The 24,045-nt window shown below is 65.8% G+C and carries 25 protein-coding genes and 1 pseudogene; 10 read left to right on the forward strand and 16 right to left on the reverse strand.

From position 1 onward, the window contains the following. Positions 1 to 214, forward strand: a pseudogene (locus P2Q66_RS14320) (sugar phosphate isomerase/epimerase); the annotation flags it as partial. Positions 215 to 274: 60 nt separating this feature from the next. Here the strand turns inward: P2Q66_RS14320 and P2Q66_RS14325 are convergent. Further along, on the reverse strand, positions 275 to 442 hold the full coding sequence (locus P2Q66_RS14325; RefSeq protein WP_275729149.1) for a hypothetical protein: 168 nt from the start codon (positions 440 to 442) through the stop codon (positions 275 to 277). A 101-nt stretch (positions 443 to 543) separates the two neighbouring features. On the opposite strand from P2Q66_RS14325, the gene P2Q66_RS14330 reads away from it, so the two are divergent. Together P2Q66_RS14330 and P2Q66_RS14335 are read left to right on the forward strand one after the other, a co-directional pair. Continuing rightward, on the forward strand, positions 544 to 813 hold the full coding sequence (locus P2Q66_RS14330) for a DUF1778 domain-containing protein (RefSeq protein WP_275729151.1): 270 nt from the start codon (positions 544 to 546) through the stop codon (positions 811 to 813). Then, a complete protein-coding gene (locus tag P2Q66_RS14335; RefSeq protein ID WP_275729153.1) occupies positions 810 to 1,343 on the forward strand; it encodes a hypothetical protein in 534 nt (177 codons plus the stop codon). The genes P2Q66_RS14330 and P2Q66_RS14335 overlap by 4 nt, the downstream gene beginning before the upstream one ends. Before the next feature lie 67 nt (positions 1,344 to 1,410). On the opposite strand, the gene P2Q66_RS14340 is transcribed toward P2Q66_RS14335, so the two are convergent. From P2Q66_RS14340 to P2Q66_RS14380, 9 genes are read right to left on the reverse strand one after another with little or no spacing between them, the layout of a single operon-like run. Continuing rightward, on the reverse strand, positions 1,411 to 2,118 hold the full coding sequence (locus P2Q66_RS14340; protein ID WP_275729155.1) for an SDR family oxidoreductase: 708 nt from the start codon (positions 2,116 to 2,118) through the stop codon (positions 1,411 to 1,413). Next, complete coding sequence (locus tag P2Q66_RS14345; protein ID WP_275729157.1) at positions 2,111 to 3,370, reverse strand: exo-alpha-sialidase; 1,260 nt, start codon at positions 3,368 to 3,370, stop codon at positions 2,111 to 2,113. The genes P2Q66_RS14340 and P2Q66_RS14345 overlap by 8 nt, the downstream gene beginning before the upstream one ends. 5 nt (positions 3,371 to 3,375) lie before the next feature. Next, positions 3,376 to 4,167: an aldolase/citrate lyase family protein gene (locus P2Q66_RS14350; protein WP_275729159.1), complete on the reverse strand. Its 792-nt coding sequence runs from the start codon at positions 4,165 to 4,167 to the stop codon at positions 3,376 to 3,378. A gap of 59 nt (positions 4,168 to 4,226) precedes the next feature. Then, positions 4,227 to 5,216: an aldo/keto reductase gene (locus tag P2Q66_RS14355; RefSeq protein ID WP_275729160.1), complete on the reverse strand. Its 990-nt coding sequence runs from the start codon at positions 5,214 to 5,216 to the stop codon at positions 4,227 to 4,229. 55 nt (positions 5,217 to 5,271) lie between these two features. Beyond that, positions 5,272 to 6,105: an ATP-binding cassette domain-containing protein gene (locus P2Q66_RS14360; protein ID WP_275729162.1), complete on the reverse strand. Its 834-nt coding sequence runs from the start codon at positions 6,103 to 6,105 to the stop codon at positions 5,272 to 5,274. After that, the gene (locus tag P2Q66_RS14365; RefSeq protein ID WP_275729164.1) at positions 6,102 to 7,022 is read right to left on the reverse strand and encodes an ABC transporter ATP-binding protein; all 921 of its coding nucleotides are present in this window, start codon (positions 7,020 to 7,022) and stop codon (positions 6,102 to 6,104) included. The genes P2Q66_RS14360 and P2Q66_RS14365 overlap by 4 nt, the downstream gene beginning before the upstream one ends. A 1-nt stretch (position 7,023) precedes the next feature. Next, the gene (locus P2Q66_RS14370) at positions 7,024 to 7,950 is read right to left on the reverse strand and encodes an ABC transporter permease (RefSeq protein ID WP_275729165.1); all 927 of its coding nucleotides are present in this window, start codon (positions 7,948 to 7,950) and stop codon (positions 7,024 to 7,026) included. Continuing rightward, a complete protein-coding gene (locus P2Q66_RS14375; RefSeq protein WP_275729166.1) occupies positions 7,947 to 8,882 on the reverse strand; it encodes an ABC transporter permease in 936 nt (311 codons plus the stop codon). Before P2Q66_RS14375 ends, P2Q66_RS14370 begins: the two co-directional genes overlap by 4 nt. 3 nt (positions 8,883 to 8,885) lie before the next feature. Continuing rightward, the gene (locus P2Q66_RS14380; RefSeq protein ID WP_275729168.1) at positions 8,886 to 10,460 is read right to left on the reverse strand and encodes an ABC transporter substrate-binding protein; all 1,575 of its coding nucleotides are present in this window, start codon (positions 10,458 to 10,460) and stop codon (positions 8,886 to 8,888) included. A 204-nt stretch (positions 10,461 to 10,664) separates the two neighbouring features. Here P2Q66_RS14380 and pdxA point away from each other — a divergent pair, with 204 nt between their 5' ends. Together pdxA and P2Q66_RS14390 are read left to right on the forward strand one after the other, a co-directional pair. Then, the gene (gene pdxA / locus P2Q66_RS14385) at positions 10,665 to 13,046 is read left to right on the forward strand and encodes a 4-hydroxythreonine-4-phosphate dehydrogenase PdxA (RefSeq protein WP_275729170.1); all 2,382 of its coding nucleotides are present in this window, start codon (positions 10,665 to 10,667) and stop codon (positions 13,044 to 13,046) included. A 69-nt stretch (positions 13,047 to 13,115) separates the two neighbouring features. Then, on the forward strand, positions 13,116 to 13,889 hold the full coding sequence (locus tag P2Q66_RS14390) for a DeoR/GlpR family DNA-binding transcription regulator (RefSeq protein WP_275729172.1): 774 nt from the start codon (positions 13,116 to 13,118) through the stop codon (positions 13,887 to 13,889). Positions 13,890 to 13,978: 89 nt separating this feature from the next. On the opposite strand, the gene P2Q66_RS14395 is transcribed toward P2Q66_RS14390, so the two are convergent. Beyond that, positions 13,979 to 15,403 carry an amidase gene (locus tag P2Q66_RS14395; RefSeq protein WP_275729173.1) on the reverse strand — a complete coding sequence of 475 codons (1,425 nt, stop codon included), beginning with the start codon at positions 15,401 to 15,403 and terminating at the stop codon, positions 13,979 to 13,981. A 335-nt stretch (positions 15,404 to 15,738) separates the two neighbouring features. Here P2Q66_RS14395 and P2Q66_RS14400 point away from each other — a divergent pair, with 335 nt between their 5' ends. Continuing rightward, positions 15,739 to 16,041 (forward strand): YciI-like protein, encoded by a 303-nt coding sequence (locus P2Q66_RS14400; protein WP_275729174.1) that lies wholly within the window; start codon positions 15,739 to 15,741, stop codon positions 16,039 to 16,041. Between the two features lie 36 nt (positions 16,042 to 16,077). Here the strand turns inward: P2Q66_RS14400 and P2Q66_RS14405 are convergent, their stop codons facing one another. Further along, positions 16,078 to 16,557, reverse strand: coding sequence for a nucleoside deaminase (locus P2Q66_RS14405; protein WP_275729175.1), 480 nt, complete (start codon positions 16,555 to 16,557; stop codon positions 16,078 to 16,080). Between the two features lie 114 nt (positions 16,558 to 16,671). Here P2Q66_RS14405 and P2Q66_RS14410 point away from each other — a divergent pair, with 114 nt between their 5' ends. Beyond that, a complete protein-coding gene (locus P2Q66_RS14410) occupies positions 16,672 to 17,355 on the forward strand; it encodes an HNH endonuclease signature motif containing protein (protein WP_275729176.1) in 684 nt (227 codons plus the stop codon). A 77-nt stretch (positions 17,356 to 17,432) separates the two neighbouring features. Here the strand turns inward: P2Q66_RS14410 and P2Q66_RS14415 are convergent, their stop codons facing one another. Together P2Q66_RS14415 and P2Q66_RS14420 are read right to left on the reverse strand one after the other, a co-directional pair. Further along, the gene (locus P2Q66_RS14415) at positions 17,433 to 18,449 is read right to left on the reverse strand and encodes an antitoxin MazE-like protein (RefSeq protein WP_275729178.1); all 1,017 of its coding nucleotides are present in this window, start codon (positions 18,447 to 18,449) and stop codon (positions 17,433 to 17,435) included. A gap of 175 nt (positions 18,450 to 18,624) precedes the next feature. Then, positions 18,625 to 19,233 (reverse strand): TetR/AcrR family transcriptional regulator, encoded by a 609-nt coding sequence (locus P2Q66_RS14420; protein ID WP_275729180.1) that lies wholly within the window; start codon positions 19,231 to 19,233, stop codon positions 18,625 to 18,627. A gap of 90 nt (positions 19,234 to 19,323) precedes the next feature. On the opposite strand from P2Q66_RS14420, the gene P2Q66_RS14425 reads away from it, so the two are divergent. The 3 genes from P2Q66_RS14425 (at position 19,324) to P2Q66_RS14435 (ending at position 21,763) form a co-directional block, all read left to right on the forward strand. Further along, complete coding sequence (locus tag P2Q66_RS14425; protein ID WP_275729182.1) at positions 19,324 to 19,833, forward strand: cupin domain-containing protein; 510 nt, start codon at positions 19,324 to 19,326, stop codon at positions 19,831 to 19,833. A gap of 186 nt (positions 19,834 to 20,019) precedes the next feature. Beyond that, complete coding sequence (locus P2Q66_RS14430) at positions 20,020 to 20,910, forward strand: HoxN/HupN/NixA family nickel/cobalt transporter (RefSeq protein ID WP_275729184.1); 891 nt, start codon at positions 20,020 to 20,022, stop codon at positions 20,908 to 20,910. A gap of 70 nt (positions 20,911 to 20,980) precedes the next feature. Then, positions 20,981 to 21,763, forward strand: coding sequence for a GntR family transcriptional regulator (locus P2Q66_RS14435; RefSeq protein WP_275729186.1), 783 nt, complete (start codon positions 20,981 to 20,983; stop codon positions 21,761 to 21,763). A 27-nt stretch (positions 21,764 to 21,790) separates the two neighbouring features. On the opposite strand, the gene P2Q66_RS14440 is transcribed toward P2Q66_RS14435, so the two are convergent. Both P2Q66_RS14440 and P2Q66_RS14445 read right to left on the reverse strand, forming a co-directional pair. Then, positions 21,791 to 22,672 carry an alpha/beta hydrolase gene (locus P2Q66_RS14440; protein ID WP_275729188.1) on the reverse strand — a complete coding sequence of 294 codons (882 nt, stop codon included), beginning with the start codon at positions 22,670 to 22,672 and terminating at the stop codon, positions 21,791 to 21,793. 32 nt (positions 22,673 to 22,704) lie between these two features. Further along, on the reverse strand, positions 22,705 to 23,988 hold the full coding sequence (locus P2Q66_RS14445) for a S8 family peptidase (protein WP_275729189.1): 1,284 nt from the start codon (positions 23,986 to 23,988) through the stop codon (positions 22,705 to 22,707). Positions 23,989 to 24,045: the final 57 nt, after the last annotated feature.

A 24,045-nucleotide genomic window follows, 5' to 3' on the forward strand; every position in this document is an offset into this window, starting at 1 on the left:
GGACCAGACCGACTGGGAAGGCTTCCTCCAGGCCCTGGACGAGGTTGGCTACAGCGGACCGCTGAACATTGAAAGTTTCACCGTGGACAATGCGGCGATTGCCGTCGCGGCGTCCATCTGGCGGCCGCTGGCCCCCAGCCAGGATGAGCTGGCTGCCAGCGGCCTGGCATTCCTGCGCGGCGTTTCCGCCGGGCGCACCTACTGGCGGTCTTAACGACGGCGGGTAGCCGGCTGTTGAGCCGGCCGCCTGCAACCGGGCCTACTCCGGGGGCGTTCACCCTATGGCTTGGCTGGTGTCATAGCCCAGTGCGCGGCTGGCTTCCAGCCCCGCACGCGCCACCACCGGGCCCAGCCGCTTAACATCGGCGGGCCCGATCCGCTGGGTGGGGAACCCCAGACCCACGACGATGATTCGGAAGGTTCCGGGGGTAGCCCAGCGCACCAGCCCGATCCCGATCCAATCAACTCCCTGAACTCCGGCAGTTAGGGGCCACCCCTGTCAGTGACCGTACAAGTGCCGTACAGTTGTTGCTGGAGGTTCGAATGCCTAATACAAAATCACGCCGGCTTGAGTTGCGCACGGACGAGAGTACTGACGCGCTAATCACGGAAGCCGCCGAGTTACTCCACGTGACCAAGTCGGCGTTCGTGGCCGACGCCGCACGTCAGGCCGCCCAAAAAGTCGTTTCCCGGGCGGACATGACCCTGATGGCACCCGAGGTGTTTGACCTAATGATGGCCTCCCTCGACACCCCCGATGAGTCCGCGGAACTGGCCGCTCTTGCCAGGCTTCCTCGGCTTATCGGACGATGAGCGAACTGGCTTTCCATGTCGAGAAGCTGGCCCCCGGGTACGACCTGGGGGCTTTTGACTGCGGTGAGCCCTCATACAATCAATGGCTGACAGACCACGCCATGCAGGCGGTCACTGCCGGAGCCAGCGTGGTCTACCTCCTTCTGGAGACTGGGCCAAAGGCTCCTGAGCGCGTTGTTGGATACTTTGCGATTTGCCCAACTCTCGTGGTCCGCAATGACATGCCAAAGCCACTCCAGCGGAAAGTGCTCCGCAGCGCACCGGGCTGGCTCCTGGCCAAGCTGGCACTCGACAACACCCGGCGTGGCGACAAAGCCCATCAGTGGGGATCGCAACTTCTGCGGGCGGCTCTCGAGACAATCATCGGCGCCTCGGAAGTGGGCGGCGGCCAGATCATCGTCGTCGACGCGGACAACGCAGGTTTGGTTGGGTGGTACGAACGTCACGGATTTGCCAGGACGGGAGGCGACAGTTTAAGGCTGTACATGAAGGTGGCAACGGCCAGGAAGTACCTCGGCCCAGCCGAGTAGTTTGGAAAGGGGCCGGGAGGTGATGGGGCGTCCCGGGAAATCCCGCAGGAGGTGATGGGGCGTTGGGCTAGAGGGAGGCGCCGCCGCAGATGACGTAGTTCTGGCCGGTGATCGACTTGCCGTGCGGTCCAAGGAGGAATGCGGCCAGGGCGGCCACATCCTCGGGGTCTACCAATGCACCTAGCGCCGGCATCCGAACCGGGGTCGCCGCCCGGCCGGGATCGTTCAGCATGGGGGTGTCGGTCGGGCCAGGGGACAGCACGTTGACGGTGATCCCCCGCGGCGCGAGCTCCTGCGCCCACGTCCGGCCGAGCCCCATGAGCGCCGCCTTCGTGGCGGCGTAATGGCTCTTCCCAGGCATCCCTGTGGAGGTGCGGCTGCCCAGCAGGACGATCCTGCCGCCGTCGGGCATCGTCGGCACCAAGGCGTTCGCCAGGACGGAAGCCGCCGCCACGTGGACGGTGAACATCCCCGCAAGGGCGGACGGATCCAGATCTCCCAGGTGCGCGGTCCGCTGGAACCCGGCGGCGTGGACCAGGGCATCAACAGGCCGCAGCCCGGCCACGGATTCAGCGAGGGACTCTGGCTCGGACAGATCAGCCCGCAGCCACTCGAACTTCCCGTCCAGCGACGTCGGGGTCCGGCTCAGCCCGGTTACGGCCCAGCCGTCGGCCAGCAGACGGCGGGTGATGGCCAGGCCAATTCCCGAACTGCACCCCGTGACCACCGCATGCTGCTCAGCCTGCAATGATTCAGCCGGCAGTGATTCAGGCATTGATCGAACCGTCCTCCAGGCCGCCCGGCGTCTGGGTGCCGTCGTACGCCCACTGCGGGTCCACCCGGACGAACTTGATGGCCTGCCGGAAGTACGTGTACGCGATGTTCAGCGCACCGTCCGGGCCCTGGTGGATGGACGGGTAGGAGTACTCGCGGTTGAGTCCGTCGCGGGAGTTGTTGGACAGGCAGTACCCGTCCCCGACGTCCAGGTTCCGGCGGATGGGCCAGGAACGGCCGGAGTCCTCGGAGATGGCCAGGGTCATCGGCGAGCGCGGGGTCCCCCAGAACGCCTTGCGTGAACCGTCGTCAAAAGCGGCGGCAACATCCGGCTCAGCGAGCTGGCCCTGTTCCTCGGCCAGGCCGTCGTCGTCGATCTCGTCATAGAGGGAGAGGCGCCGTTCCGTGTTCTCCCCCGCCCGGCTGTGGTTGTAGACCAGCGCCAGGCGGCCGTCGGCGAGCGCGGTGAACTGGATGGAGGAGTTGTTGTTGGGCAGCTCGGTGGGGACGGGCTCGCTCCAGGTGGTGCCGGCGTCGGTGGAGCGGGATTCGTAGATCGAGTCCGCCCAGCGGCTGCGGAACAGGGCCAGCAGTGAGCCGTCGGCCACGGGCTGGATGTTCATGTGGACGCAGCCCAGGCTGCCCGGCAGCACGTGCTCGGTCCAGGTGGCGCCGGCGTCGTCGGAGATCATCACCGCGCTGTCGTCGCTGTTGCCCACCCACTTCTCCCCCGGCGTGGTGATGCAGCGGAAGATCGGCACGATCAGCCGGCCGGACGGCAGCACCACGGGCAGCTGGCGGACAAACACGCCCCCCGTTTCGTTAGCGGGGAACAGCGTCTCCACCCCGCCCCAGGTGCGGCCGCTGTCCATGGAAATACGACGGCGGACCTCGGCGGTGTCCTGGTTGCCCGCCTTCTGCGCGGTGTACAGCAGCCACAGTGCGCCATCGGTGTTGGTGAACAGGATGGGGTTTTGCTCGGACCGGGTGGAGTCGTCGGAGAGCTGCTCCGGTTCGGACCACTGGCTGCTGCCGGGCTCCAGCGCGGAGAACCAGGTGGAGATGTCCGGCACGCCTTCCTGGGTGCCGCCGAACCAGACGCAGCCCAGCCGGCCGTCCGGCAGCGTGAGGAGGTTGGCGGCGTGGCTCTGCACGGTGGGCGCCGGGAGGTAGGCGAAGTCGGCGCCGTCGGCCCTCTTCACGGCCCCGTCCGGGGCGATGGTGCTGTAGGCGTCGGTGGTGGTGTTCTGCATGGGAACTAGTCCTTTGTGGTGGCGGCGTCGGAGCGCGCGGCGTCGAGGTGGGATTTCGCGATCTGTTCCAGGTGCGTCAGGTCCGAGGCGATGGTGGTGAACGTGTAGCCCTGGGTCAGGCGTTGGTTGGCAACGGTCCCGGCGGGGGTGTGGATGCCGGCGGCGATCCCGGCCGAGGCGGCAGCCTCGGCGATGGTTTCCAGTGCGGCGTTGAATTCCGATTCGACGGCGGGGTCCCCGGGGAACGCCCCGCCCACGGCGATGGCCAGGTCCGACGGGCCCACGTAGATGCCGTCCAGGCCCGGGGTGGCGCAGATTTCCTTGACGTTGGCCAGCCCTTCCGGCGTCTCAATCATCGCGAACACCAGGGTGGTTGCGTTGGCGTCGGCGGGCTTGGGCCCGATCCGGAGGGCCGAACGCATGGGACCGTAGGAGCGGCCGCCCAGCGGCGGGTACTTGGCGGCGGCCACGGCCGCGGCGGCATCGGCGGCGTTGTTGATGAGCGGGACAATGACGCCCACAGCGCCGGCGTCCAGTGCCTTGCCGATCGCGGTGAAGTCGTTGGCCTCCACCCGGACCATGCCGACGGCGGTGTGCCCGGCGTCGATGGCCATCAGCCCGTTCAGGACACCCGAGTAGCCGAGCAGGCCGTGCTGTGCGTCAAGGGCAACGTAGTCGTAGCCGAGCCGGCCGATGCGTTCGGTGGCCACGGGTGCGTCCAGCACCGCCCAGTAGCCCACCGCCTGCTCACGGGCGCGGATCTTGCGGGCGAATTCGAGGGCCAGTTCGGAGGTCATCAGAGTCCTTCAGTCAGTGTCGGTCAGGAAAGAAGTCGGTTCAGTCGGTAGGGAGAAAGTCAGCGGTTGTAGGCGGGCATCGGTCCGCGCAGTGAGGTGCCGACGGCGTCGCAGGCTTCCACGACGTCGGCCGGCAGCGGACCGTTGGCAACAGCGGCGATGTTGGCGCGCAGCTGTTCCACCTTGGACCCGCCCAGCAGCATGGAGCCCACGCCTTTCCGGTAGGCGAGCCAGCGGAGCGACAACTCGGCCAGGGAAACCCCGGAGTCCGAAGCGATCCGGGAGAGCTCCCCGATCGCGTCGAACAGCTGCTTGTCCCAGTACCGCTGCGTGTACATGGCCGCGAGTTTGGAATCGCCGTAGCGGCCCTCGGTGGGTTTGGCGTCGAAGCTGTGCTTGCCGGTGAGCAGCCCGCCGCCGAGCGGGTTGTAGACCATGGTGTGGACGTTGTGGGTGGCGGCGAATTCGAGGTATTCCTCTTCCAGCCGGCGCGCCACCAGGTTGTACAGCTGCTGGGCGACGACGGGCTGCGGCGCCCCCACTTCACGCGCCGTGTGGATCACGTCGGCGATCTGCCAGGCGGCGAAGTTGGACACGCCCAGGGCGCCGATCTTTCCTTCCGAAACCAAGGAAGCAACCGTGGACAACGTCTCGGCCAGCGGCGTGGCCCGGTCCGGCTGGTGCAGGTAGAACAGGTCGATGCTGTCCACCCCAAGCCGGCGCAGGCTCCCCTCCACGCTGGCCCGCAGGCCGGCCGCGGAAAGCGGCGAATTGGAGCCGTGGTCCGCGTGGGGCATGCCGGCCTTGGACGCCAGGATGACGCCGTCGCGCCTTCCCTTCAGGAGACGCGCAAGCATCTCCTCGGTGGTGCCGCCCACGTAGGCGTTGGCGGTGTCGATGGTGGTGATGCCGGCGTCGAGCGCCTCCTCCACCATCCGCCCCGCGGTGGCCTCGTCGGCGGTGTCGCCGAACGTCATGGTCCCCAGGACCAGCCGGGAGATGGGAAGTTTCAGGCCGTCCACCTGGGCGCCTTCGGGCTGCGTGCTCATGCGTTGATTCCTCATGGTTGCGTTCTGTTAGGAGTAAAGGTCAGGCCTGGTTGGGCTAGTTTGCTTGATTTGCCAGCGCCAGGGAGCGGACCAGGTGGCGGGGCTTGAGGCCCGTCATGGTGGAGGGGTCCAGCGCCGCGCGGCGGAGTTTGCGGGTGTAGTCCTCCTTCGGGGCGGTCAGGACGGACGCGGTGGAGCCGTGTTCCACCAGCTTGCCGCGCTGCATCACCATGACGCTATCGCTGATCTCCTGCACCACGCCAAGGTTGTGCGAGATGAACACGTAGGTGATGCCGGTTTCGTCCTGGATGGACTTCAGCAGCCGCAGCACCTGCGCCTGCACGGAGACGTCCAGGGCACTGGTGGCCTCGTCGCAGACCAGCAGTTCGGGCTTGGAGGCCAGCGCCCGGGCGATGCCGATGCGCTGGCGCTGGCCGCCGGAGAACTCGGATGGGTGCTTGTCCAGGGACTTCACGGGCAGGCCCACCTGGTCGATCAGCGTGGCGGCCGCCTTGTGCCGTTCCGCCTTGGACCGGACGCCCTGCAGCTTCAGCGGCTCGGCCACGATCTCCTGGGCGGTCATGTGCGGGTCCAGCGAGCCGTACGGGTCCTGGAACACCATCTGGAACTTGGAGCGCAGCGGCCGCAGCTTGGCCTCGCTCATGCCGGCGATGTCCGTGCCGTCCAGTTCGATCCGTCCGCTGGCCGGAGTCACCAGCCGCATCAGCGCCTTGGCCACCGTGGACTTGCCGCAGCCGGATTCACCCACGACGGCGATGGTCTTGCCTTTGTCCACGGAAAAGGACACATCATCGACGGCGCGGAAGGTCCCGCCGGGCACGTGATAGTCCACCACCAGGTTTTCGACGGCGAGGAACGGCTTGGTCATGGCGTGGCTCCGGTCTGAGTGAGGGCTGGGTCAGTGGTGGCGGACGAGCCGCCCGAAGCGGCGTGCGCACCGCGGGAAGCGGAGGCGGCAGGGGTTTCGTCCCACGGGCCCAGGACGGGCACGGCGGCCAGCAGGGTGCGGGTGTATTTGGTGGCGGGGTGGTCAACGATCTGCTGGACCTCGCCGGACTCCACGAACGAGCCGTCCTTCATCACGTGGATGCGGTCCGAGATGAGCCGGGCCACGCCAAGGTCGTGGGTGATCATCAGGATGCCGATGCCGCGCTGTTCCTGCAGTTCCAGCAGCAGGTCCAGGATGCCGCCCTGCACGGTGACGTCCAGGGCCGACGTCGGCTCGTCCGCCACCAGCAGCTGCGGCTCGCTGGCCAGGGCGATGGCGATCAGGACGCGCTGCAGCATGCCGCCGGAGAGCTGGTGCGGGTACTTCTTGAGCTGCTTCTCCGGAGTGGGGATGTGCACCTGTTCCAGCAGCCGGATGGCCCGGGCCTGCAGCGCGCCCTTGTCCTTGGCCGAGGCGGCGCCGGCGATCCGGATGGCCTCGAAGAGCTGGCTGCCGATCGAGTGGACCGGGCTGAGCGCCGTCATGGGATCCTGCGGGATCAGGGCGAGGGTCTTGCCGCGCACCTTGTCGATGGCCTTGGGATCGGCGGTGATGTCGACGCCGTCAATCAGCACGGTGCCGGACAGTACCGCCAGGTCCTCGGGCAGCAGGCGGAGGATGCCCATCGCCGTCGTCGATTTTCCGGAGCCGGACTCGCCGATGATGGTGACCGTCTCGCCGCGGTGGATGCTGAAGCTGACGGAGTCAACGGCCCGGATGATGCCGGCGTCGGTGATCAGTTCCACCTGGAAGTCGCGAACCTCCAGCAGCGGCTGTTCCTTGAAAGAGGCGTTCATGTCAGGCACCCTTCTTCTTGCGGCGGGGACGGTCGCGGAGGCCGTCGCCCAGCAGGTTGACGCCCACCACCATGAGCACGATCACCAGGCCGGGCAGGGTGACCATCCACCAGGAGGTGGTGATGTAGTCCTGGCCGTCGGAGATGATGCGGCCCCAGGTGGCGAAGGGCCGCTGCGGGCCGGCGCCCAGGAAGGACAGTGCGGATTCGAGGAGCACGGCCTGGGCCAGCAGGAGCAGGACCACCAGGGTTGCCTGCTTGATGACGTTGGGGATGATGTGCTGGATCAGGATCTGGATCTTGTGCAGGCCCAGGATCCTGGCGGCGGAGACGTAGGGCTTTTCGCGTTCCACCAGCACCATGGAGCGGGTGAGGCGGGCCACTTCGGGCCATTGGGCGATGGCGATCACAAACGTGATCACGGGGATGGAGGGGCCGAAGAGGGCCACCACCAGCAGCAGCATCATGAGCAGCGGCAGGGACATCTGGGCTTCGAGGAGGCGGGAGACGATGGTGTCCACCCAGCCGCCGAAGTAGCCGGCGGCCGCGCCCAGGATGATGCCGATGGCGCCGGAGACCAGCACGGCCAGCAGGCCGATGGTCAGCGAGACCTGGCCGCCGTGCAGTACACGGGACAGGAGGTCGCGGCCAAGCTGGTCGGTGCCGAACAGGTGCCCGTCGGTGAGCGGCGGCAGGCGCCGGGCGCCGAGGTCCTGGAAGTTGGCATCCGGCAGCGGCAGCACCTGGGCCAGGATGATCGGGATGGTCACCAGGAGGGTGCAGACGGTGCCGACGATGAGCTTCCACTTGGCGGCATTACGACGGCGGGTGGCGCCTGCCTTGGCGATGTCCGCCTTGGTGACGGCGCTGGGACTGGGCTGCCGGGCCGGTTGCCCGGCCGCGGTGGGGGTTGCGGTGTCGAGGCTCATGCTGTTGCCGCCTTTCCAAGACGAACACGGGGATCAAGAAGCGGATAGGCGAGGTCGATGAGCAGCTGGACGGCCACCGCCAGAAGTGCGGTGAGGAGGACCGTGGCCTGGATGAGGGGGTAGTCGCGGGTTTCGAGTGCCCGGACGATGAGGGAGCCGACGCCCGGCCAGGCGAACACCACCTCGACGACGACCACGCCGTTGAGCATGGCGGCGAACCGGGTGCCGAGGGCGGTGAAGACGGGGATGGCCGAATTGCCCATGGCGTAGCGCCAGGTGAGGGCGGAACTGCGGACGCCGCGGGAACGGGCAACCGTGAGGAACGGGGCTGCGAGGTTGTTGGTCATTTCCCGCCGGACCATGCGGGAGATCAGGGCGATCTGCAGGATGGCGATGGTGATGGTGGGCAGGACCAGCCCGCCCCAGGTGGCGAAGCCGGAGGCCGGGAAGATCGGAATCAGGACGGCGAAGCCGGTGAGGAGCATGATGCCGGTCCAAAAGTCGGGCATGGACTGCCCGGCGATGGTCAGCACGTTGACGCCGAATTCCTTGCCGGTGTCCGGGCGGCGGGACATCCACACGCCCAGCGGGATGGCGACCACGGCGGTCAGGAGGATGGACGCCGTCGCAAGGGTCAGCGTGTACGGCATCCGCTCGGCCACCACCTGCATGGCGGGGGCCTGGAAGGAGTAGGACTGGCCCAGGTTGCCGGTGAACAGCTGCTGCAGGAAGATCCAGTACTGCTCCAACACGGGCTTGTTAAGGCCGAACTGTTCCCGGACGGCGTCGAGCTGTTCGGTGGTGGCCAGCGGGCCGGCGTAGGAGACGGCGGGATCGCCGGGGGCCATGCGGATCAGGATGAACACGGTGGACACCGTGAGGAACACGGTCAGCAGGCCCTGTCCCAGGCGCTTCAGGATGTAGTTCGTCATGGCTTAGGCCTCCAGCCGTGCATCAACGAGCGGGTAGGAGTTGGTGGGTGCCAGGTTGATGCCCGATACCCGGTCGCGCTGGGCGAGCACGGACTTGGGGACGAATGCCCAGGCGCAGGGCCAGGTGTCCCAGATCGCCTGTTGTGCAACGGCCAGCAGTTCCTGCCGCTTGGTGGGATCCACTTCGGAGGAGGCGGCCTGGATCTTGGCCTGCACCTCGGGGAAGACGTAGCCCTGGTAGGTGTCGCGGGTGGCTTCCTTTTCGGGGGTGCCTGCGTACATGCCCTGCATCATGGTGATGGCCAGGCCGGTGGGGCTGCTGAAGCCGTTCCCCAACAGGTCCCAGTCGCCCTGCTTGCCCTGGCGCCAGGCCAGGATGTTGCCGCCGGGTTCGAACTGCTGCAGCTCGGTCTTCACTCCGATATTGCCGAACATCTCCACCAGGGCCTCCATCACGGAGGTGTCGGAGGCGAACTCGCCGGTTTCCCAGATGATTTTCAGGGTAAGGTCCTTGACGCCGAGCTCGGCGAGCCGGGCCTTGGCCTTCTCCGGATCGAAGGTGTAAGTGCCGGTCTTGTGGTAGCCGGTGAGGCTCCCGGGCGTGACGCCTTCGGCCGCGCTGACGGAGTCCACCAGCACGTCCTTCACCAGCGCCTCGCCGTCGATGGCCCAGCTGAGGGCCTCGCGGACGCGGACGTCGGCCAGCGGGTGGCCGGCGGGCTTGCGGAAGTTGTAGAAGATCTGGTTCAGGCGGAGGCTGGATGCTTCCTTGAGCTGGACGCCGGGAAGTCCGGCGAGCTGTTCACGGGAGTCCGGGGTAATGGAGTCGATGATGTCCACCTCGCCGCTGCGCAGCGCGATGACGCGGCTGGATTCCTCGGGGAGGAACCGGACTTCCACGTTCTCCACCTCGGGCTTGGGGCCCCAGTAGTTTTCGTTGCGGGCCAGGCTGTAGGTGCCGGCGCCGCGGTTGAACTTGGTGACCACGTACGGGCCGGTGCCCACGCCTTCCTGCAGTTCCTCCGGCTTGTTCTGACCGGCCGGGGTAATCAGGATCATGCTCATGAGCGAGTCCAGGATGGGAACGGGGTTCTTGGACACCATCTTGAAGGTGCGGTCATCCACCGGCACCACCTCTGGGAATTCGGGGAAGAAGCCGGCCACAAAGGAGCCCTGCACCTGTTTGTACATCTGCAGGGCGGTAGCCACGTCCTCGATCTTGACGGGGCTGCCGTCCGAGTAGCGGATGCCTTCGCGGAGAGTAACGGTCCATTCGGTAGGGCCGGTCATTTCGAAGCGTTCGGCCAGGACCAGGATGGGCTTGGTTTCGGGGCCGATGGCGGTGAGTCCCTGGCGGACCGAACGCTGCACGGTGACGGCGGCGTCGAACTGGTTGAGCTTGTTGTCCAGGCTGACCAGTGACCGGTTGAGGGCCAGGGTCAGGGTGCTGGGTCCCGGCAGTCCGGTGGGACCGGCGCATCCGGCGAGGCCGCCGGTGCCCAGCAGAAACCCGGCCGCGGCGCCGAACTGCAGCAGGCGGCGGCGGGAAATCTCACTTCCTTGAGGAAGAACGGTCATCGTTGACCTCTCGGTAGATCGGGGACGGCTGCCGGCCGGATTGGCTGCGCCGAATGTTGTGTCCATCACTTTGCCACTCCTGCGCAAATTGCGCAACCCCTCTAGCGCGGTTCGCGCAACCGTGTCATGATGAATGCAATCCCATCCCATATGGAGCACAAGAACCCATATGGACTCCAGCCGACTACCGACGAGAGGAGCAACGTGGCTTCCGTATATGTGCAGGCCGACGATTTCTCCGGCGCCGCCGAGGTTGGCTACTGCTTTGTCCAGCATGGGCTGTCCGCGCAGGTCCTGCTGGGAACGGATGTTCTTTCGGGAAAGCACGACGACGGCTCCTCCTTCGCGGGGCACGCCACCGACGTTGTTGTCGCCGATACTCATTCGCGGGGCCTTCCCGAGTCCGATGCCGAGGCACTGGTCAAGGAGGCTTTCTCCTGTGCTGTGGCTGCGGGTGCGCGGGTGGCCTTCAAGAAGATCGACTCGCTGTGGCGGGGGAACGTGCGCGCCGAAGTTTGCGCGCTGACAAGCCTGGGTTTCCATGCCGTTGTTGCGGGTGCACTGCCCCAACTTCAGCGTTCCGTGCAGGACGGGAAGCCGCTGATTGCCGGGACTTCACTGGCGGAGACGGAGCTGTGGCAGGCAGAAGTGCAAGCCCCGCCGACTGACATTCCGTCGCTGCTTCGCCCGGAGGACCCCGCCTCGGTACAGTCGCTGAACCTGGCTGAGGTCCGGTCCGGCTCCCTTGCCGCGAAGCTGTCCGGGCTCCTTGAATCCGACCAGCCCGCACTGGTGGTTACTGACGGCGAAACCGTCCAGGACCTGGAGCACGTGGTGGATGCCCTGCTGAAGCTGGACTTCCGTGCCGGCAGCCGCCGCGTCGTGCTGGTGGGCACGGGCGGAACGGCGGATGTCCTCGCGCAGCGTCTGGCTGCACAACTTGCGCGAAATGCGCAAGTTGTGACACAGACGAACACAACCACCACGGAACTGCAGGGAACAGCCCGGCCGGTGCTCGCCGTCGTCGGCTCCGCATCCGGAACCGCGCAGGCACAACTGGCCCAGCTGGAGGCACAGGGCTTCACGGTTGTCCGGCTGCACCCGCAGTACGCCGGCGCCAAGGATGCCTACGCTTCCCAACTGGCCCAGGTTTCGCAGAATCTGCGGGCGGGCAACAGCGTAGCCATCACACTTGCCGCCGCAAAAGTGGACCCGTCCGGGTCAGCACGGATTGTGCAGGCCTTGTCGAAGTTCGCGGCCGAGGCAGCCACGGGAACAGATGCTGACCTGATCCTCACCGGCGGTGAGACTGCCCGCGAAGTCCTGGACGCCGTCGGCCTGCGGACTCTGGTGCCGCTTTCGGCCGTGCAGCACGGGGCGGTGCTCAGCCGTGCCGATAACGGGACGCTGGTGGGCACCAAGCCCGGCAGCTTCGGCGACGACCTCGCCCTTCTACAGCTTTACGACGAAATCCGGGAGCGCCGCGGCCAGTCCGCGCAGCCTCCCACCACAATCCTCCCCCCGCTAGACCAACCATCTGGAGCAGACATGACAACCGACGCAGTGACCAAGACCGAGCAGACCGCCCTCCCCTACGTGGCCGTAACCATGGGCGACGGCGCAGGGGTGGGGCCGGAGGTGGTGGTGGCCGCCGTGCTCGATCCGCAGAGCAACGCCGAGTGCCGGCCCGTGGTGATCGGTGACGCACTGCGACTGCGCCAGGCCGCGGACGTGCTCGGCATCAAGGCGGACATCCAAAGCATTGAGAACGTTGAGGACGCCGTGTTCACGCCGGGCCGGGTCAACGTCATCGACCTGGCGCTGCTGCCGGAGGACCTGGCCTGGGGCCAGCTCTCCCCCGTGGCCGGGCACGCCGCCTACGAATACATCCGGGTGGCCAGCGAGCTGGCCATGGCCGGGAAGGTGCAGGCCATCTGCACCGCCCCGCTGAACAAGGAGGCGCTGCACTCCGCCGGGCACATCTACCCCGGACACACCGAGCTGCTGGCGCACCTGACGGGCACGGAGGAAGTGTCCATGATGCTCTCCACCCCCAAGATCCGGGTGATCCACGTGACCACACACATCGGGCTGATGGACGCCATCCGGAAGATCAACCCGGACCTGGTGGAGCGCACCATCCGCCGCGGCCACGAGGCGCTGGTCCGGGCGGGCATCCCGAACCCGAAGATCGGCGTCTGCGCCATCAACCCGCACGCCGGCGAGAACGGCCTGTTCGGCCAGGGCGAGGAAGCGGAAAAGATCGAACCCGGCGTGAAGGCCGCGCAGGCTGACGGCATCAACGCCGTGGGCCCGCTGCCCGCGGACACGCTGTTCTTCCTGGCCGGCCGGGGCGATTACGACCTGGTGGTGGCCATGTACCACGACCAGGGCCACGGGCCGGTGAAGGTGCTGGGCATCGAGGCCGGCGTGAACATCACGGTGGGCCTGCCGGTGATCCGCACATCCGTGGACCACGGCACAGCCTTCGACATCGCCGGCAAAGCCATCGCCGATTCCCGGTCCATGGTGGAGGCACTACATCAGGCGGCGGAGATGGCCACCCGGCCGTCCGTCGCCGTGTAGGCGTTGCTGCGGGGACTCGCCGGGGGCCGGAACTAGCATGGTTACACTGCCACGGGAAGGAGACCGGGAATGCTCAGCGCAAACGCGCGGCGCGAGGAGATCTACCACCTTGCCGTGACCACCGGCCTGGCATCCGTGGAGGAACTGTCCGCCCGGTTCGAGGTGACCGCGTCCACCATCCGCCGCGACCTGGCGCTGCTGAACGGGCAGGGCCGGCTGGCTCGCACCTACGGCGGGGCCATGGCGCTGGGAGCGCACCCGGAAGCGTCGCTGCGGCAGCGCACCGGGGAGGCATTCGAGCAGAAGCACGCCATCGCCCGCTGGGCAGCGTCCGTGATCCGGCCCGGGGAAAACATCCTGCTCGACGCCGGCTCCACCGTAGGTGCCCTGGCCCACGAACTGCGCGGGTTCGAAAAGCTGTCAGTGACGACGCCTGGCATCAACACGATGCAGGAACTGGCTGACTCCGAAGGCATCAAGGTGGACTGCCTGGGTGGCCGGCTGCGCAGCCTTTCGCAAAGCTTTGTGGGACCGCTTGCCGAGGCGGCTCTCGAGCGGATGAGCTTTGACCGCGTGTTCCTCGGCGCAGACGCCGTCACCGCCGAGGACGGCATCTGCGAGGCAGACCACGCCCAGACCCGGCTCAAAGAACTCATGGCCCGCCGCGGCCGGGAGGTCTACGTCTTGGCGGACTCGTCCAAGCTGGGCCTGCGGCCCTTCCACGCGTGGGCGCGGCTTGCGCTGCCCTGGATCCTGGTAACGGACGACGGCGCCGACCCCGGGCAGGTGCAGAAGTTTCGGGACGTGGGGGTACAGGTTGAGGTGGCTGTAGTTAAGGGATAAGTACCACCCGGCTGGGCAGGTGACGGGAGACCCCCTGTACCTGAAGCACCAAGGGCTGTTACGGCCAGCTTTATCGTGAAACCGACAGATCAAAACCGTGTGAAGCCCTCCAGCCATTCGGCAAAGTCCAACGCCATCGCATCTGCCCCCGGCCGTGCAACAACCTGGACAGACAGTGGCAGGCCCTCGGATGATAACGCGACGGGCAGCGAAACGACAGGTGCGCCAACCATGGTTACAGCCCTGCATTGGCCCATGATGTCCCAGCCAAAGATGGACTGCCCGTCAATGTCGAGCTTTCCGGACACGTCGCAGGCAGGACCGCCGGCCACCGGCAGGAGGACGATGTCGGCGGTATCGAAGACCGCCAGATCCCGACTTCTTGCATGTTCGGATTCGGCAACAGCCGCTTCGAGTTCCCCCGCGTCTGTTTGCAGGGAGCGCTGGATGACGTCGAGGTTCGCAGGGAGAATCAGGTGCTCCCGGCCGGCGACAGCCGCGGCATGGTCAATCATCGGATCAACAGGGCGGAGCCGGTTATAGGCTGCCAGCGATCCCGCAAACAGATCCGGTACGTGCGTGAGTGTCCGGACCTCCGGCGCGATCTGATCCGCCAATAAGGCGATCTTCTCCGACACTTCACGGCGTACCGGCCCCAATGCGGAACCATCACTCCACGCCACCGCAACGTTGCCGGGGACGGCCCCGGCGGGTGAAGTCCGAACCCCGGGGCGTCGATCCGTAAGCACTGCGAGCGCCGTCCGCAGGTCCCGCACTGATCGTGCGAGCGGCCCCATGACCTGAGTGGCGGCCTGAAGGCGGGCGCCGGGCGGGGAGGGGTTGCGGCCCCCGTACCAGCCGCCCGCTCCCGGAACGATTCCCAGGTCAGGAACTATACGCGGGGTGGGCCGCAGGGCGGTGATGCCCACGCATTGCGCCGGCCACCGCAGTGATCCGCCGTAGTCCGTGCCCAAGCCGAGCGCTGAAATGCCGGCAGCGACGGCGGCAGCCTCTCCCCCGCTCGAGCCACCCGCCGTTGCACCGGGAAACCGGGGGTTGAGCGTCCGGCCACCGACGGCGCTCTCGGTGATGGCACCGAATGCAAACTCGGGGCAGTTGGTTTTCCCAATCACCACGGCCCCGGCGTCCTGCAGGCGCCGGACAGCAGTGGCAGTAATTGAGGCGATGTTTCCGGCGAATGCGGCACTGCCGCCGGTCAGCTGCAAACCTGCCACGGCGATGACATCCTTGACGCTGAGTGGAACACCGGCCAGCGGCCCAGGATCCTCCCCGCGGTCCCGGCGCCGGTCCACCTCTCTCGCCGCAAGGGCAGCCCCGTCCCAGTCTTCCTGGATGAAGGCACAAAGAGCGGGTGCTGCATCGGCCCGCGACCGCGCCTCCGCCAGGACACTCTCGGCGGAGGCTTCACCCGTGCGCACCGCGGAGGCGAGCGCGGTGGCGTTGGGGAGGGCAGTCTCCAGCGGGCCAGTACCCGGCAGGCTATCGTCCGGCACGCCTGCACCTGGCTCGTTTCAAGCCGGCAAGCGTCAGCGCTATTGCCACGTGCAGAGCTCCCATTGGTGTCGTAGGTGGTCCCGCATTCATTGCCTCACAGGGGCATGTGCGGGTGGTTGAACCGAATGTATCAGGACGGTGTCCGCTGGAAGACACTCCCCGCTGCGCGCGGCTGGTGCTGTCGTGGACTTTGGTGGCGAACGACGGGGGCCCGCCCGAGTGCAAAGTTCCGGGATGCGGGGGCAAGGGTTGAGGTGGCTGGGGTAGCGGCCTGAGTCCCGTGGGTACGCTTGTCTTCAACGAGCGAGAACCTCAACGAAATGGACGGATACACATGCACGCCGTGCTCGAATACTCTTACGGGGACAAGTACCTTGAAATTCGCGATAAGTACCGCGCAGAACACCTCAAGGCGGCCTGGGAAGCAGTCGAACGGGGCGAGCTTCTGTTGGGTGGAGCCGCGGGTGACGGACCCTTCAGTGGCCTGCTGATCTTCACCGGCGAGAACGCACTCGAGGCCGCACGAGCTTTCGCAGCTGCCGACCCCTACGTCACCGGCGGCGTCGTGACTTCGTGGACCGCCCGCCCCTGGACAACGGTGGTAGGAAAAGAAGCGGCCGCACCCGTTCGCTCCTGAGTCCCATTAACCCACCGAGTCGCAGCAGGACCGAGGCTACTCGGCGATGTCCTCCGCCCACAGCTCCGGGTGGGCGTCCTGAAACCTGCCCATCATGTCCACGCAACGCGGGTCATCCAGGATCACCACGTCAACGCCTCGTGACCGCAGAAGCTCTAGCTCGCCGTCGAACGTTCGCGCTTCCCCCACCACCACGCGTGGGATTTTGAACTGGATGATGGTTCCGGCGCACATGGCGCACGGGGCGAGGGTGGTGTACAGCGTGGCGTCGCGGTAGCTCTTCTGCCGGCCGGCTGCCCGGAGCGCGGACATCTCCCCGTGCGCGATCGGATCGGCGTTTTGGACGCGTTCGTTGTGCCCGCCCGCGATCACCACGCCATCCCGTGCGAGCGCAGCCCCGATGGGGATGCCGCCCTCGGCCAGGCTCTTCTGGGCGGCCTGATAGGCGGCTTCGAATGCGGAGAGGTCGGTGCTGTCCAGTTCCAGCTCGGCGGACTGAGGCTGCTCGTGGGTCATGGCGCCATTGTTGCACAGCTGTTCCCACTACCCTGGGCCACCACAGCGCTGACCCGGCCACCACTGGGGCAGGGAAACTCGGCAAAAACTGAGCTAATCCTGGGACACCGGCCTGTGCTCGGCCTATACGATTTCCTGGACATCCGGGACAGGGGGCCTCCGGCGAAACTGAAACTGGGGGAATCGATGCAGGAACTGGGCCGCATCTACTGGACACGACAGGGCCTTCGCCTGGCGCACTCGGCGTTGATGGTGTGGCTCGCCGTCTCCGTGATGACGGCGTTGATGCCGAAAGGAACATCTGTCACCGGAACGGCACCGTCCTCTGCCGCGGAGGTTCTGCGCGGCATGGTGGACGGCGCCGTCATGGCGGTTGCTCTTCCGGGCGGTGCCATGGTCGTGCTGGGCATTGTGGGTGCTGTCCTAAACCGCCGGGACGTACGACGCCGGGACCCGGTACGCCGCTTCACTCGCCAGCAGCGCCGCGAGGGGATGGCGCGGGCCGGAGGCCAGTGCGAGATGGAAAGGAGATTGGGTCGCCGCTGCAGCCGACCCGCCGAGCACGGCGACCACTTCTATCCCTGGTCCAAGGGCGGCTCCACCAGCCTGCAGAACTTCGTCGCAGCCTGCGCAAAGTGCAACCGCGCGAAGCGTGCCAGGATCCCGTCGCCGGGCCAGCAGCAACGCTTGGAACGACGACGGCGGGACTACGTTCCGCCGTCGTCCTCGGTCAGTGCCGGTGAGCGGCAGTCGCTCCCCCTAGGTAGGTTCTCTGCCGACGCGTCTGCGCAGAGGTAGAAGGAACAGACTCCGACTCCCCAAAGAGATCGTCCTGAATGATGAGCGCGGGGCGTGGCGGTTCACTCCGGCCAGTCCTATGAAATCTGTTCGACAAAATCCTGGTCATCTGTTGCACGGTCAGACGCGGCCACTGCACGATCCTGACGTTGAGCCTGATGCTTGAACTCCGCGGTACGAGCATCCGGCACCAGACCGAGCCGGGCCATCGCTACAGACAAGGCAAGGCCAGCGGCCACCAGCGGCGTAGTCTCGGTATCCGGGTGACGCAACGACTCCCGGCCGACGCGCTCCCACAGAATGCCAAGGATGTAAGCGGCGCCCACGACTCCGGCCGTTCGCCGCAGCCACGGCCGCGGCCTTGCAAAGAGCAGGGTGGTCACCGCCGCATGTGCGGCCAACATAGGCCAGGGAGCTGCCAGCCCGCTGCCTTTGGTCCACATATCGCGTTCGACATTCTGGGGCTCTCCGTGGGCAAAAGGAATGTCATAAGGGATCCGGTCCCGGATAGCCTTGCGAGCCGCCAGTAGCTGAACAATCAGCTGTACCAGCGAGACTGAAGCCAAAACCTTCATCCTTGCCCTTTCCGGGTCCAGGTGAAGGACCTTCTGACTGCCTACGCCGGGCCGGGACCTCGTGTCCGCTGTTGGGTTTGACTCCACATAGGCCTTGATATCCCGCAAGGTCTTCCGGCGCTCCGGTCCGAGCATCACTGCGGCCAGGGGCTCAAGGAGCCTCATGGCACCCGAGAACGTGGCCAGCACCACGAACCGAAGCAGCGTGCCCTGCTCCCCGGCAGGTGCCACGGACAGCCGGAACTCGACATGGATGCCGGGACTGTCGTTATAAAAGACGAGGAGCCGGTCTTGTTCGAATGCGACGCACTGATAGTTTGTCCTGCGTCGCCACACGCCCAAGTCCAGCCGTTCCATCACAGCCTTGGTGCCCACTCGGATTGGACCTTCCGTCAGCGGATGGATGGCCACAATGCCGTCTTCCCAAATGGGCTGCGTCTCAAAAAGGCGCGTGCCCACCACATCGAAAACGGTGCGCACCGGCCTATGAATGTAGATGGAACCATCAAAAGTGATCATTCCGGGCACTCCTCGAGCGTGAACAGTCCATCTGTCCCTCGGACCCACCTGGCCGCGGGGATGTCGGTAACGTACGCCACGGCCGGGCAGCGGTCTACACCCTGCGCAGATATTGGGGGTACCTAAGATCCGTACGACGGCGGCGCCACCTTGCCGCGTACAACATCGGTTGCCGCTATCCCACGGGAGCCGCCGCTGCGAGCGCTACCATCGCTTCCACGGCCGCATCCTCCGCAAGGCCGTTTTGGCTGCATAGAGAGTGCCAGGTCCAGAAAGAGACAGCGTGGCCGATAAGGGCCCGCAGGGTCTGGTAGTCCCGGCGGTCGGAAAACGGCTCTAGAAGCACGCCCCTGAAGTAGCCGTCGCGTTCCTGGAGACTCTGCTGCAGGCCTTCCGGCAGGACGTCCTTGTCCCGGTAGAGCCGCTCGAGCATGTCTGCGCCGTCCCGATAGAAACGATAGGTATCCGACAGGCCGAGGCGTAGGCGTTCGTAAGGATCGCTGACCTTCGACCATGCCGCCGGGTCCGGAAGCTGTTGGTTGGACCGCCAATGGGCCGAGCAGGCGTTGTAGAGGTCAACCTCGTCCGGGAAGTGCTTGTAAACGGTCAGCCGGGTCACTCCCGCCTTCTCGGCGATGCCGGCAATGGTGGTTCGTGCGGGGCCGACGGTGGCATGGAGGCGGGAGGTCGCCTCGACAATGCGCTGGCGCGTGCCGTCCATCTGGTCCGCGCGCTTCCGCATCTGATACTGCCGACCTTTGGCTGAACGCTCGTGTTCACTCAAAGTATTGACTCTGTCCTTTGCCCTGCGGATAATTCGATATACACCAGTGTATATCGAAACTGGACCTGTCAACTATGGAAGGAAACGGTCATGGAACAAGATGAGGCTCCACGGCTGACTGTCGTGGAGCCCGGGCAGGGACGCGAAGCACCGCTGGGAACCATCGGCGTTGTATTTAAACTCTTCGGTGCAGACACGCACGAACAGCTTTCCATTGTGGAGCACCCCTTCCCCGTGGGGGCTTTGGTGCCTCCCCACATCCACACACGCGAGGATGAGTACTCCATAGTCCTCGAAGGCGAAATTGGATTCCGGTCCGGTGAGCGGCAGGCCGTTTTGGGCGCAGGCGGCTACATCACCAAACCCCGTAATGAGCTGCACACCATGTGGAATGCCGGCAAAGTACCGGCCCGCATGATCGAAATCATCAGCCCCGCCGGTTTTGAACACTTTTTCTGGGGCCTCGCCGACCACCTCGAAGCCGGTCCCCCAGATGCCGAACTCATCGAAAAGCTGGCCGCCGACTTCGGCCTCCAATTCGCCGAGGCCCCCTGGCTACCCGACATCATTTCCCGCTACAACCTCACCCCGCCCCGGTAGAGGAGCCGGGCGATGCTGGTGCAGGCGGCGCTGAGTCATCGGCTTGGGCTGTCTCAACAGCTACATGTGCCGCGCTGCCAGTCCGGAAAAGCGGCCTTCATTGTCTTCCTGCACGTGGTTGGATGGGGCGGCATCATCCTGTTCGCTCCCTCCCCACTGCCCAGTGTGCCAGGTGAAGGACTTACCTTGGCAGGGCTCGGACTCACGGCCTACCTGCTCGGACTGCGCCACGCCTTCGATGTGGACCACATCGCGGCGATCGACGGGGTGACGCGAAAACTCGCTGCACAGGGCCGCCCCTCGGCATCCGTCGGTTTCTGGTTCTCGCTCGGCCACTGCTCATTGGTTTTTGTGTTGTCCGCGCTGATGATGCTGGGATTACACAGCTTCGTCGCGGCACCAGGCGGGGAATCGGCGGCCCTTCAGGTGTTTGGGCCGACCGGCGCCCTTGTGGCAGGGCTTTTCCTCTACGCCATCGGCTTCGCCAACCTCAATGTGCTGATTGCTGCCTTCAGGAAGCGCGGCCTGACGCAGGGCGGTGCTGGCCAGGACGAAGCAGCAGCACCAGCAATCAGAACACCCATTAGCCTCGTGCTGGCGAGAACATCGCGGCTTGTGGAGAGGCCCCGCGGAATGTTTGTTGTGGGCACGCTCTTTGGCTTGGGCCTGGACACCACCCTTGAGGTCGCCTTCCTGCTGATTGCGGCGGGAGGCCTGCTGATGGCGAACCCCTACGCCGCCGTGCTGCTGCCGGTTCTTTTCGCTGCCGGCATGGTCCTGCTCGACTCCCTCAACGGCTGCTTCATGAGCGCCGCCTACAGTTCGGCATCGTGGCGGCCGGCCGGAAGGAACCGCTACAACACGGTGGTAACGGCAATCGCGGTGGGTGCCGCCTTCGCCGTCGGATCCTTTCAGCTGACGTCTGTCATTGCTGGCGCTTCAGGGTGGGCAGACGTCCTTGAGGCAGGCACGGGGATCATCACAGAAGGCGGCGGCTACGCTCTGGTTATCGCCTTCCTCGTCATCTGGATCCTCTGGTACGTCAGGCATAGGCGTAGCCCGGAGGCAGCCGCCTGAATGTTGTCCAACAAACCCGTCACACCGGTAGGCTGGAAATCCCCAGACCCATTACGTAGCGAGGCATAACGTGCACCAGGACGCCGCCCGGTTCCTGTCCCAGCCGGTGGCCGCCCAGCCCGGCTCACCCCTCCGCGTCGCGGTGTACTCCCGGATCGCCGAAGCCATCCGCAACGGCCTCCTCACGCCCGGCTCCATGATCCCCACCGAAACCGAACTCGGCACCGACATGAAAGTCAGCCGCACCGTGGTCCGCGAAGCCCTCATGCTGCTCGAGGAGGACGGCCTCATCAGGGCGAGGCGCGGCGTCGGACGTTTCGTCTCGGACACGCTCCCCCGCATCGGCATCGAACGCATCCGCCCCTTCGAGGAAGTCCTCGGCAGCCCCGGCCAGCAGCTCGAGGTCAAGCGCATCCAGGTGGTGCGCCAGCCCGCGTCCGAGTTCGCCGCCCCCGGCGTCGGCGTCGAGCCGGGCACCGACTGCTGGCTCTGGGAATCCGTCCTGATCCGCGACGGCGAGGCCATCGCCCACCTGCAGGAAAACATCTCCGCGCAGCCCGTCAGCCTCGGCAAGAACGCTGGCGCGCCCCTGGACATAAAGGACGACGGCGGCGCCACCTTGCTTGCCGCGCTCAACAACCAGCTGGGCCGGCTGCCGGGGCCGGGCGAGTGCCAGATCAGCCTCAGCCAGGTGGGCCCCAGCCGTGCGAAGCTGCTGGACCTGCGCCCGTCCGACCCCGTGCTGGTCCTCACCCAGTACGTCCGGTACGGCAACCAGCCCTTCTATCTGGCCAAGTGCCTCATCGCCGCCAGGGCCGGGCACCTCTCGGTGATGCAGTCGCTCCAGTCCTGAGGCCGCAGAAAACTTCGTCCGTGCAGTTCAGTTCTGCGCAAAGAACCTGAGAGCTCTCTCGGCAATCAGATCCGGCTGGTGATCGATGAGGAAGTGGCCCTCCCCGGGGATGATTTCGGTGGTGACGTTGCCCTCGAGTCCCGGCCTGTGTCCCATCTCCTGCAAGTCCCGGGACGGCTCCATGGCGCCGATGAGAACCAGCGTGGGTACTGTGAAGCTTCGCTTGGCGTACGCCCCGGACATGATGGCAATGAACGCCGGCAGGATGGTGCCGCGGTAAAGGGCCGATCCTGCTTTTGTCCGCTCGGGCTGCACGGTCCGGGCCTGGTAGAGCCCGATGTCCTCCTCAGATACTCCACCTTCGGGCTCGAACATCGTGAAGAGATGACGCATGAACTTCTTGTTCCCCTGCAGGCGCCGACCGATGATGGGAAGCGCCAACACGAACGCGTGCCAGAGCTTTGGAATGAGCCCCACAAGCCGTGCGTTTGGCCTGATGTGCACGTCGGGGGCACCAGTGACAACAAGTGCTTCCACCAGGTCCGGCCGTTCCATGGCAATGAGCTGGCCGATGATGGCGCCCCAGTCATGCGTGAGGAACCGCGCCCGCTGGATGCCCAAGGCACCCATGAGCTGGACGACATCCTCTACGAGCTTGCTGGCGGTGTAGCCATGTGCGGGAGCGTCGGTCCAGCCGAATCCGCGCTGGTCCACGGCAATGACCCGGTAGTGCTCGGCCAGGCGGGGAATGACGCCGCGCCACTGCCACCAGTGCTGCGGGAAGCCGTGAAGCAGGAGAAGCGGGTCCCCGCTTCCGGCCTCCGCGATATGCATGTGCAAGCCCTTCACGTCGACCCACCGATGGGTTACGTGGTCGAGGTGCGGCAGGGCGGGGCTTGTGCCGTGCATGAACCCAATTTACTACTTAAGTAGTAGGCGTGTCAGGAGGGCTCCGGGCAGCCCCCGAGAGCCTTGCAGGCGTTCACGCAGCCATTCAACCAGTAGGTCTCCTGTCCGGGCTTCACCTCGGCGGTCGATTCAACTTTTCCACGGACTGTTTTAGGTAGGGCAGTGAGATCTGTACTCCAGACAAGCGCGGCAGTGGCGGCAACGATTGCTGAGGACATCGACGTGCCGTTGCCGATGTCGTAGTTCTTGGATCGATTGAACTGCCCCTCCAGAACAAACGGGTGGTTGGGGAATGTTGAGAAGACGGCGGCTCCGGGTGCTGCAATGTCCACCCAACTGGATCCGTACGTGGAGAAGGCCGCTTTGGCGTCGTTGTTGTCGGTAGCGCCGACTGCGATGACGTTCGGGTATGCGCCGGGGTAAATCTTGGTCTGGTTACCGCCGTTGCCTGCTGCAGCAACCAGCACCGCGCCCTTGTTCCATGCGTTGTTGACGGCAGTCTCAAGTGTGCGTGATGCCCGCACCCCGATGCTCATGTTGATCACCTTGGCTCCGTTGCTGACTGCCCAGTCAATCCCGCTGGCGACGCCCGACGTAGAGCCAATCCCCCTGTCGTCCAGCACTTTGCCTGCCAGGATCAGGCAGCCCGGGCACACACCGGCCACGCCCGCGGTGTTGTGAGAGGCGGCGACGATGCCGGCCACATGGGTACCGTGGCCGTACTTGTCTTCATTCGTGGCCGCACCACTGAAGTTGGCGCGCGCAACCACCTTGGGGTTGATGTCGGGATGGTCAAGATCAACACCTGAATCGAGCACAGCTACTTTGATGTCGGTGCCGGGAGTGATCTTCCACGCTTCGACGGCGTCAATATCGGCGTCCAACGTGCCCGCGGCGATGTCGATTCGTGCAACCTTGGGCTCTACGCCGGGCTGGCTGAAGTTGTTGGTATAGGGCTGGCCCGTGTTTTGCAGCGCGTACTGGCGGTCGAAGAAGGTGTCAGCTGTTGCGGCGTTGGCCACCTGATCGGGTTCGGCGTACTCCACTACCGGGTTGCGGCTCAAAGCATCGATGAGCTGAAGCTCCTTCCCAGCCGGAACCTTGATGACGTGAGCGCCGGTGTCCCCGATAGCAGGCCCCTCACCGAGGCCGTGCTGGCGCAGCACCCCGGCGGCCGCACCCTGGTCCCGGAACTTGACCATGATTTGTCCCGCCACATGAGATGGATCCGGTGCCGCGTGCCCCGCAACTGCCGAGTTGATTGCCCCGAATACCAACATTGCCGCTGCGAAGCCAGCCAGAACGATCTTTTTCATGAGGGTCATATTGCTCCAACCGGCACCCGGCTGGGTAGGGGAAACCGGCAAACTCCC

The organism is Arthrobacter sp. Cr_A7 (genome assembly GCF_029222765.1).
Taxonomy (GTDB): Bacteria; Actinomycetota; Actinomycetes; order Actinomycetales; family Micrococcaceae; genus Arthrobacter.

What these genes read in the sequence shown, in the direction of transcription:
- P2Q66_RS14330 (WP_275729151.1), top strand. Translation starts at nt 544, where the DNA reads ATGCCTAATACAAAATCACGCCGGCTTGAGTTGCGCACGGACGAGAGT.
- P2Q66_RS14335 (WP_275729153.1), top strand. Translation starts at nt 810, where the DNA reads ATGAGCGAACTGGCTTTCCATGTCGAGAAGCTGGCCCCCGGGTACGAC.
- P2Q66_RS14340 (WP_275729155.1), bottom strand. Translation starts at nt 2,118, where the DNA reads ATGCCTGAATCACTGCCGGCTGAATCATTGCAGGCTGAGCAGCATGCG.
- P2Q66_RS14345 (WP_275729157.1), bottom strand. Translation starts at nt 3,370, where the DNA reads ATGCAGAACACCACCACCGACGCCTACAGCACCATCGCCCCGGACGGG.
- P2Q66_RS14350 (WP_275729159.1), bottom strand. Translation starts at nt 4,167, where the DNA reads ATGACCTCCGAACTGGCCCTCGAATTCGCCCGCAAGATCCGCGCCCGT.
- P2Q66_RS14355 (WP_275729160.1), bottom strand. Translation starts at nt 5,216, where the DNA reads ATGAGCACGCAGCCCGAAGGCGCCCAGGTGGACGGCCTGAAACTTCCC.
- P2Q66_RS14360 (WP_275729162.1), bottom strand. Translation starts at nt 6,105, where the DNA reads ATGACCAAGCCGTTCCTCGCCGTCGAAAACCTGGTGGTGGACTATCAC.
- P2Q66_RS14365 (WP_275729164.1), bottom strand. Translation starts at nt 7,022, where the DNA reads ATGAACGCCTCTTTCAAGGAACAGCCGCTGCTGGAGGTTCGCGACTTC.
- P2Q66_RS14370 (WP_275729165.1), bottom strand. Translation starts at nt 7,950, where the DNA reads ATGAGCCTCGACACCGCAACCCCCACCGCGGCCGGGCAACCGGCCCGG.
- P2Q66_RS14375 (WP_275729166.1), bottom strand. Translation starts at nt 8,882, where the DNA reads ATGACGAACTACATCCTGAAGCGCCTGGGACAGGGCCTGCTGACCGTG.
- P2Q66_RS14380 (WP_275729168.1), bottom strand. Translation starts at nt 10,460, where the DNA reads ATGACCGTTCTTCCTCAAGGAAGTGAGATTTCCCGCCGCCGCCTGCTG.
- P2Q66_RS14390 (WP_275729172.1), top strand. Translation starts at nt 13,116, where the DNA reads ATGCTCAGCGCAAACGCGCGGCGCGAGGAGATCTACCACCTTGCCGTG.
- P2Q66_RS14400 (WP_275729174.1), top strand. Translation starts at nt 15,739, where the DNA reads ATGCACGCCGTGCTCGAATACTCTTACGGGGACAAGTACCTTGAAATT.
- P2Q66_RS14405 (WP_275729175.1), bottom strand. Translation starts at nt 16,557, where the DNA reads ATGACCCACGAGCAGCCTCAGTCCGCCGAGCTGGAACTGGACAGCACC.
- P2Q66_RS14415 (WP_275729178.1), bottom strand. Translation starts at nt 18,449, where the DNA reads ATGATCACTTTTGATGGTTCCATCTACATTCATAGGCCGGTGCGCACC.
- P2Q66_RS14425 (WP_275729182.1), top strand. Translation starts at nt 19,324, where the DNA reads ATGGAACAAGATGAGGCTCCACGGCTGACTGTCGTGGAGCCCGGGCAG.
- P2Q66_RS14440 (WP_275729188.1), bottom strand. Translation starts at nt 22,672, where the DNA reads ATGCACGGCACAAGCCCCGCCCTGCCGCACCTCGACCACGTAACCCAT.
- P2Q66_RS14445 (WP_275729189.1), bottom strand. Translation starts at nt 23,988, where the DNA reads ATGAAAAAGATCGTTCTGGCTGGCTTCGCAGCGGCAATGTTGGTATTC.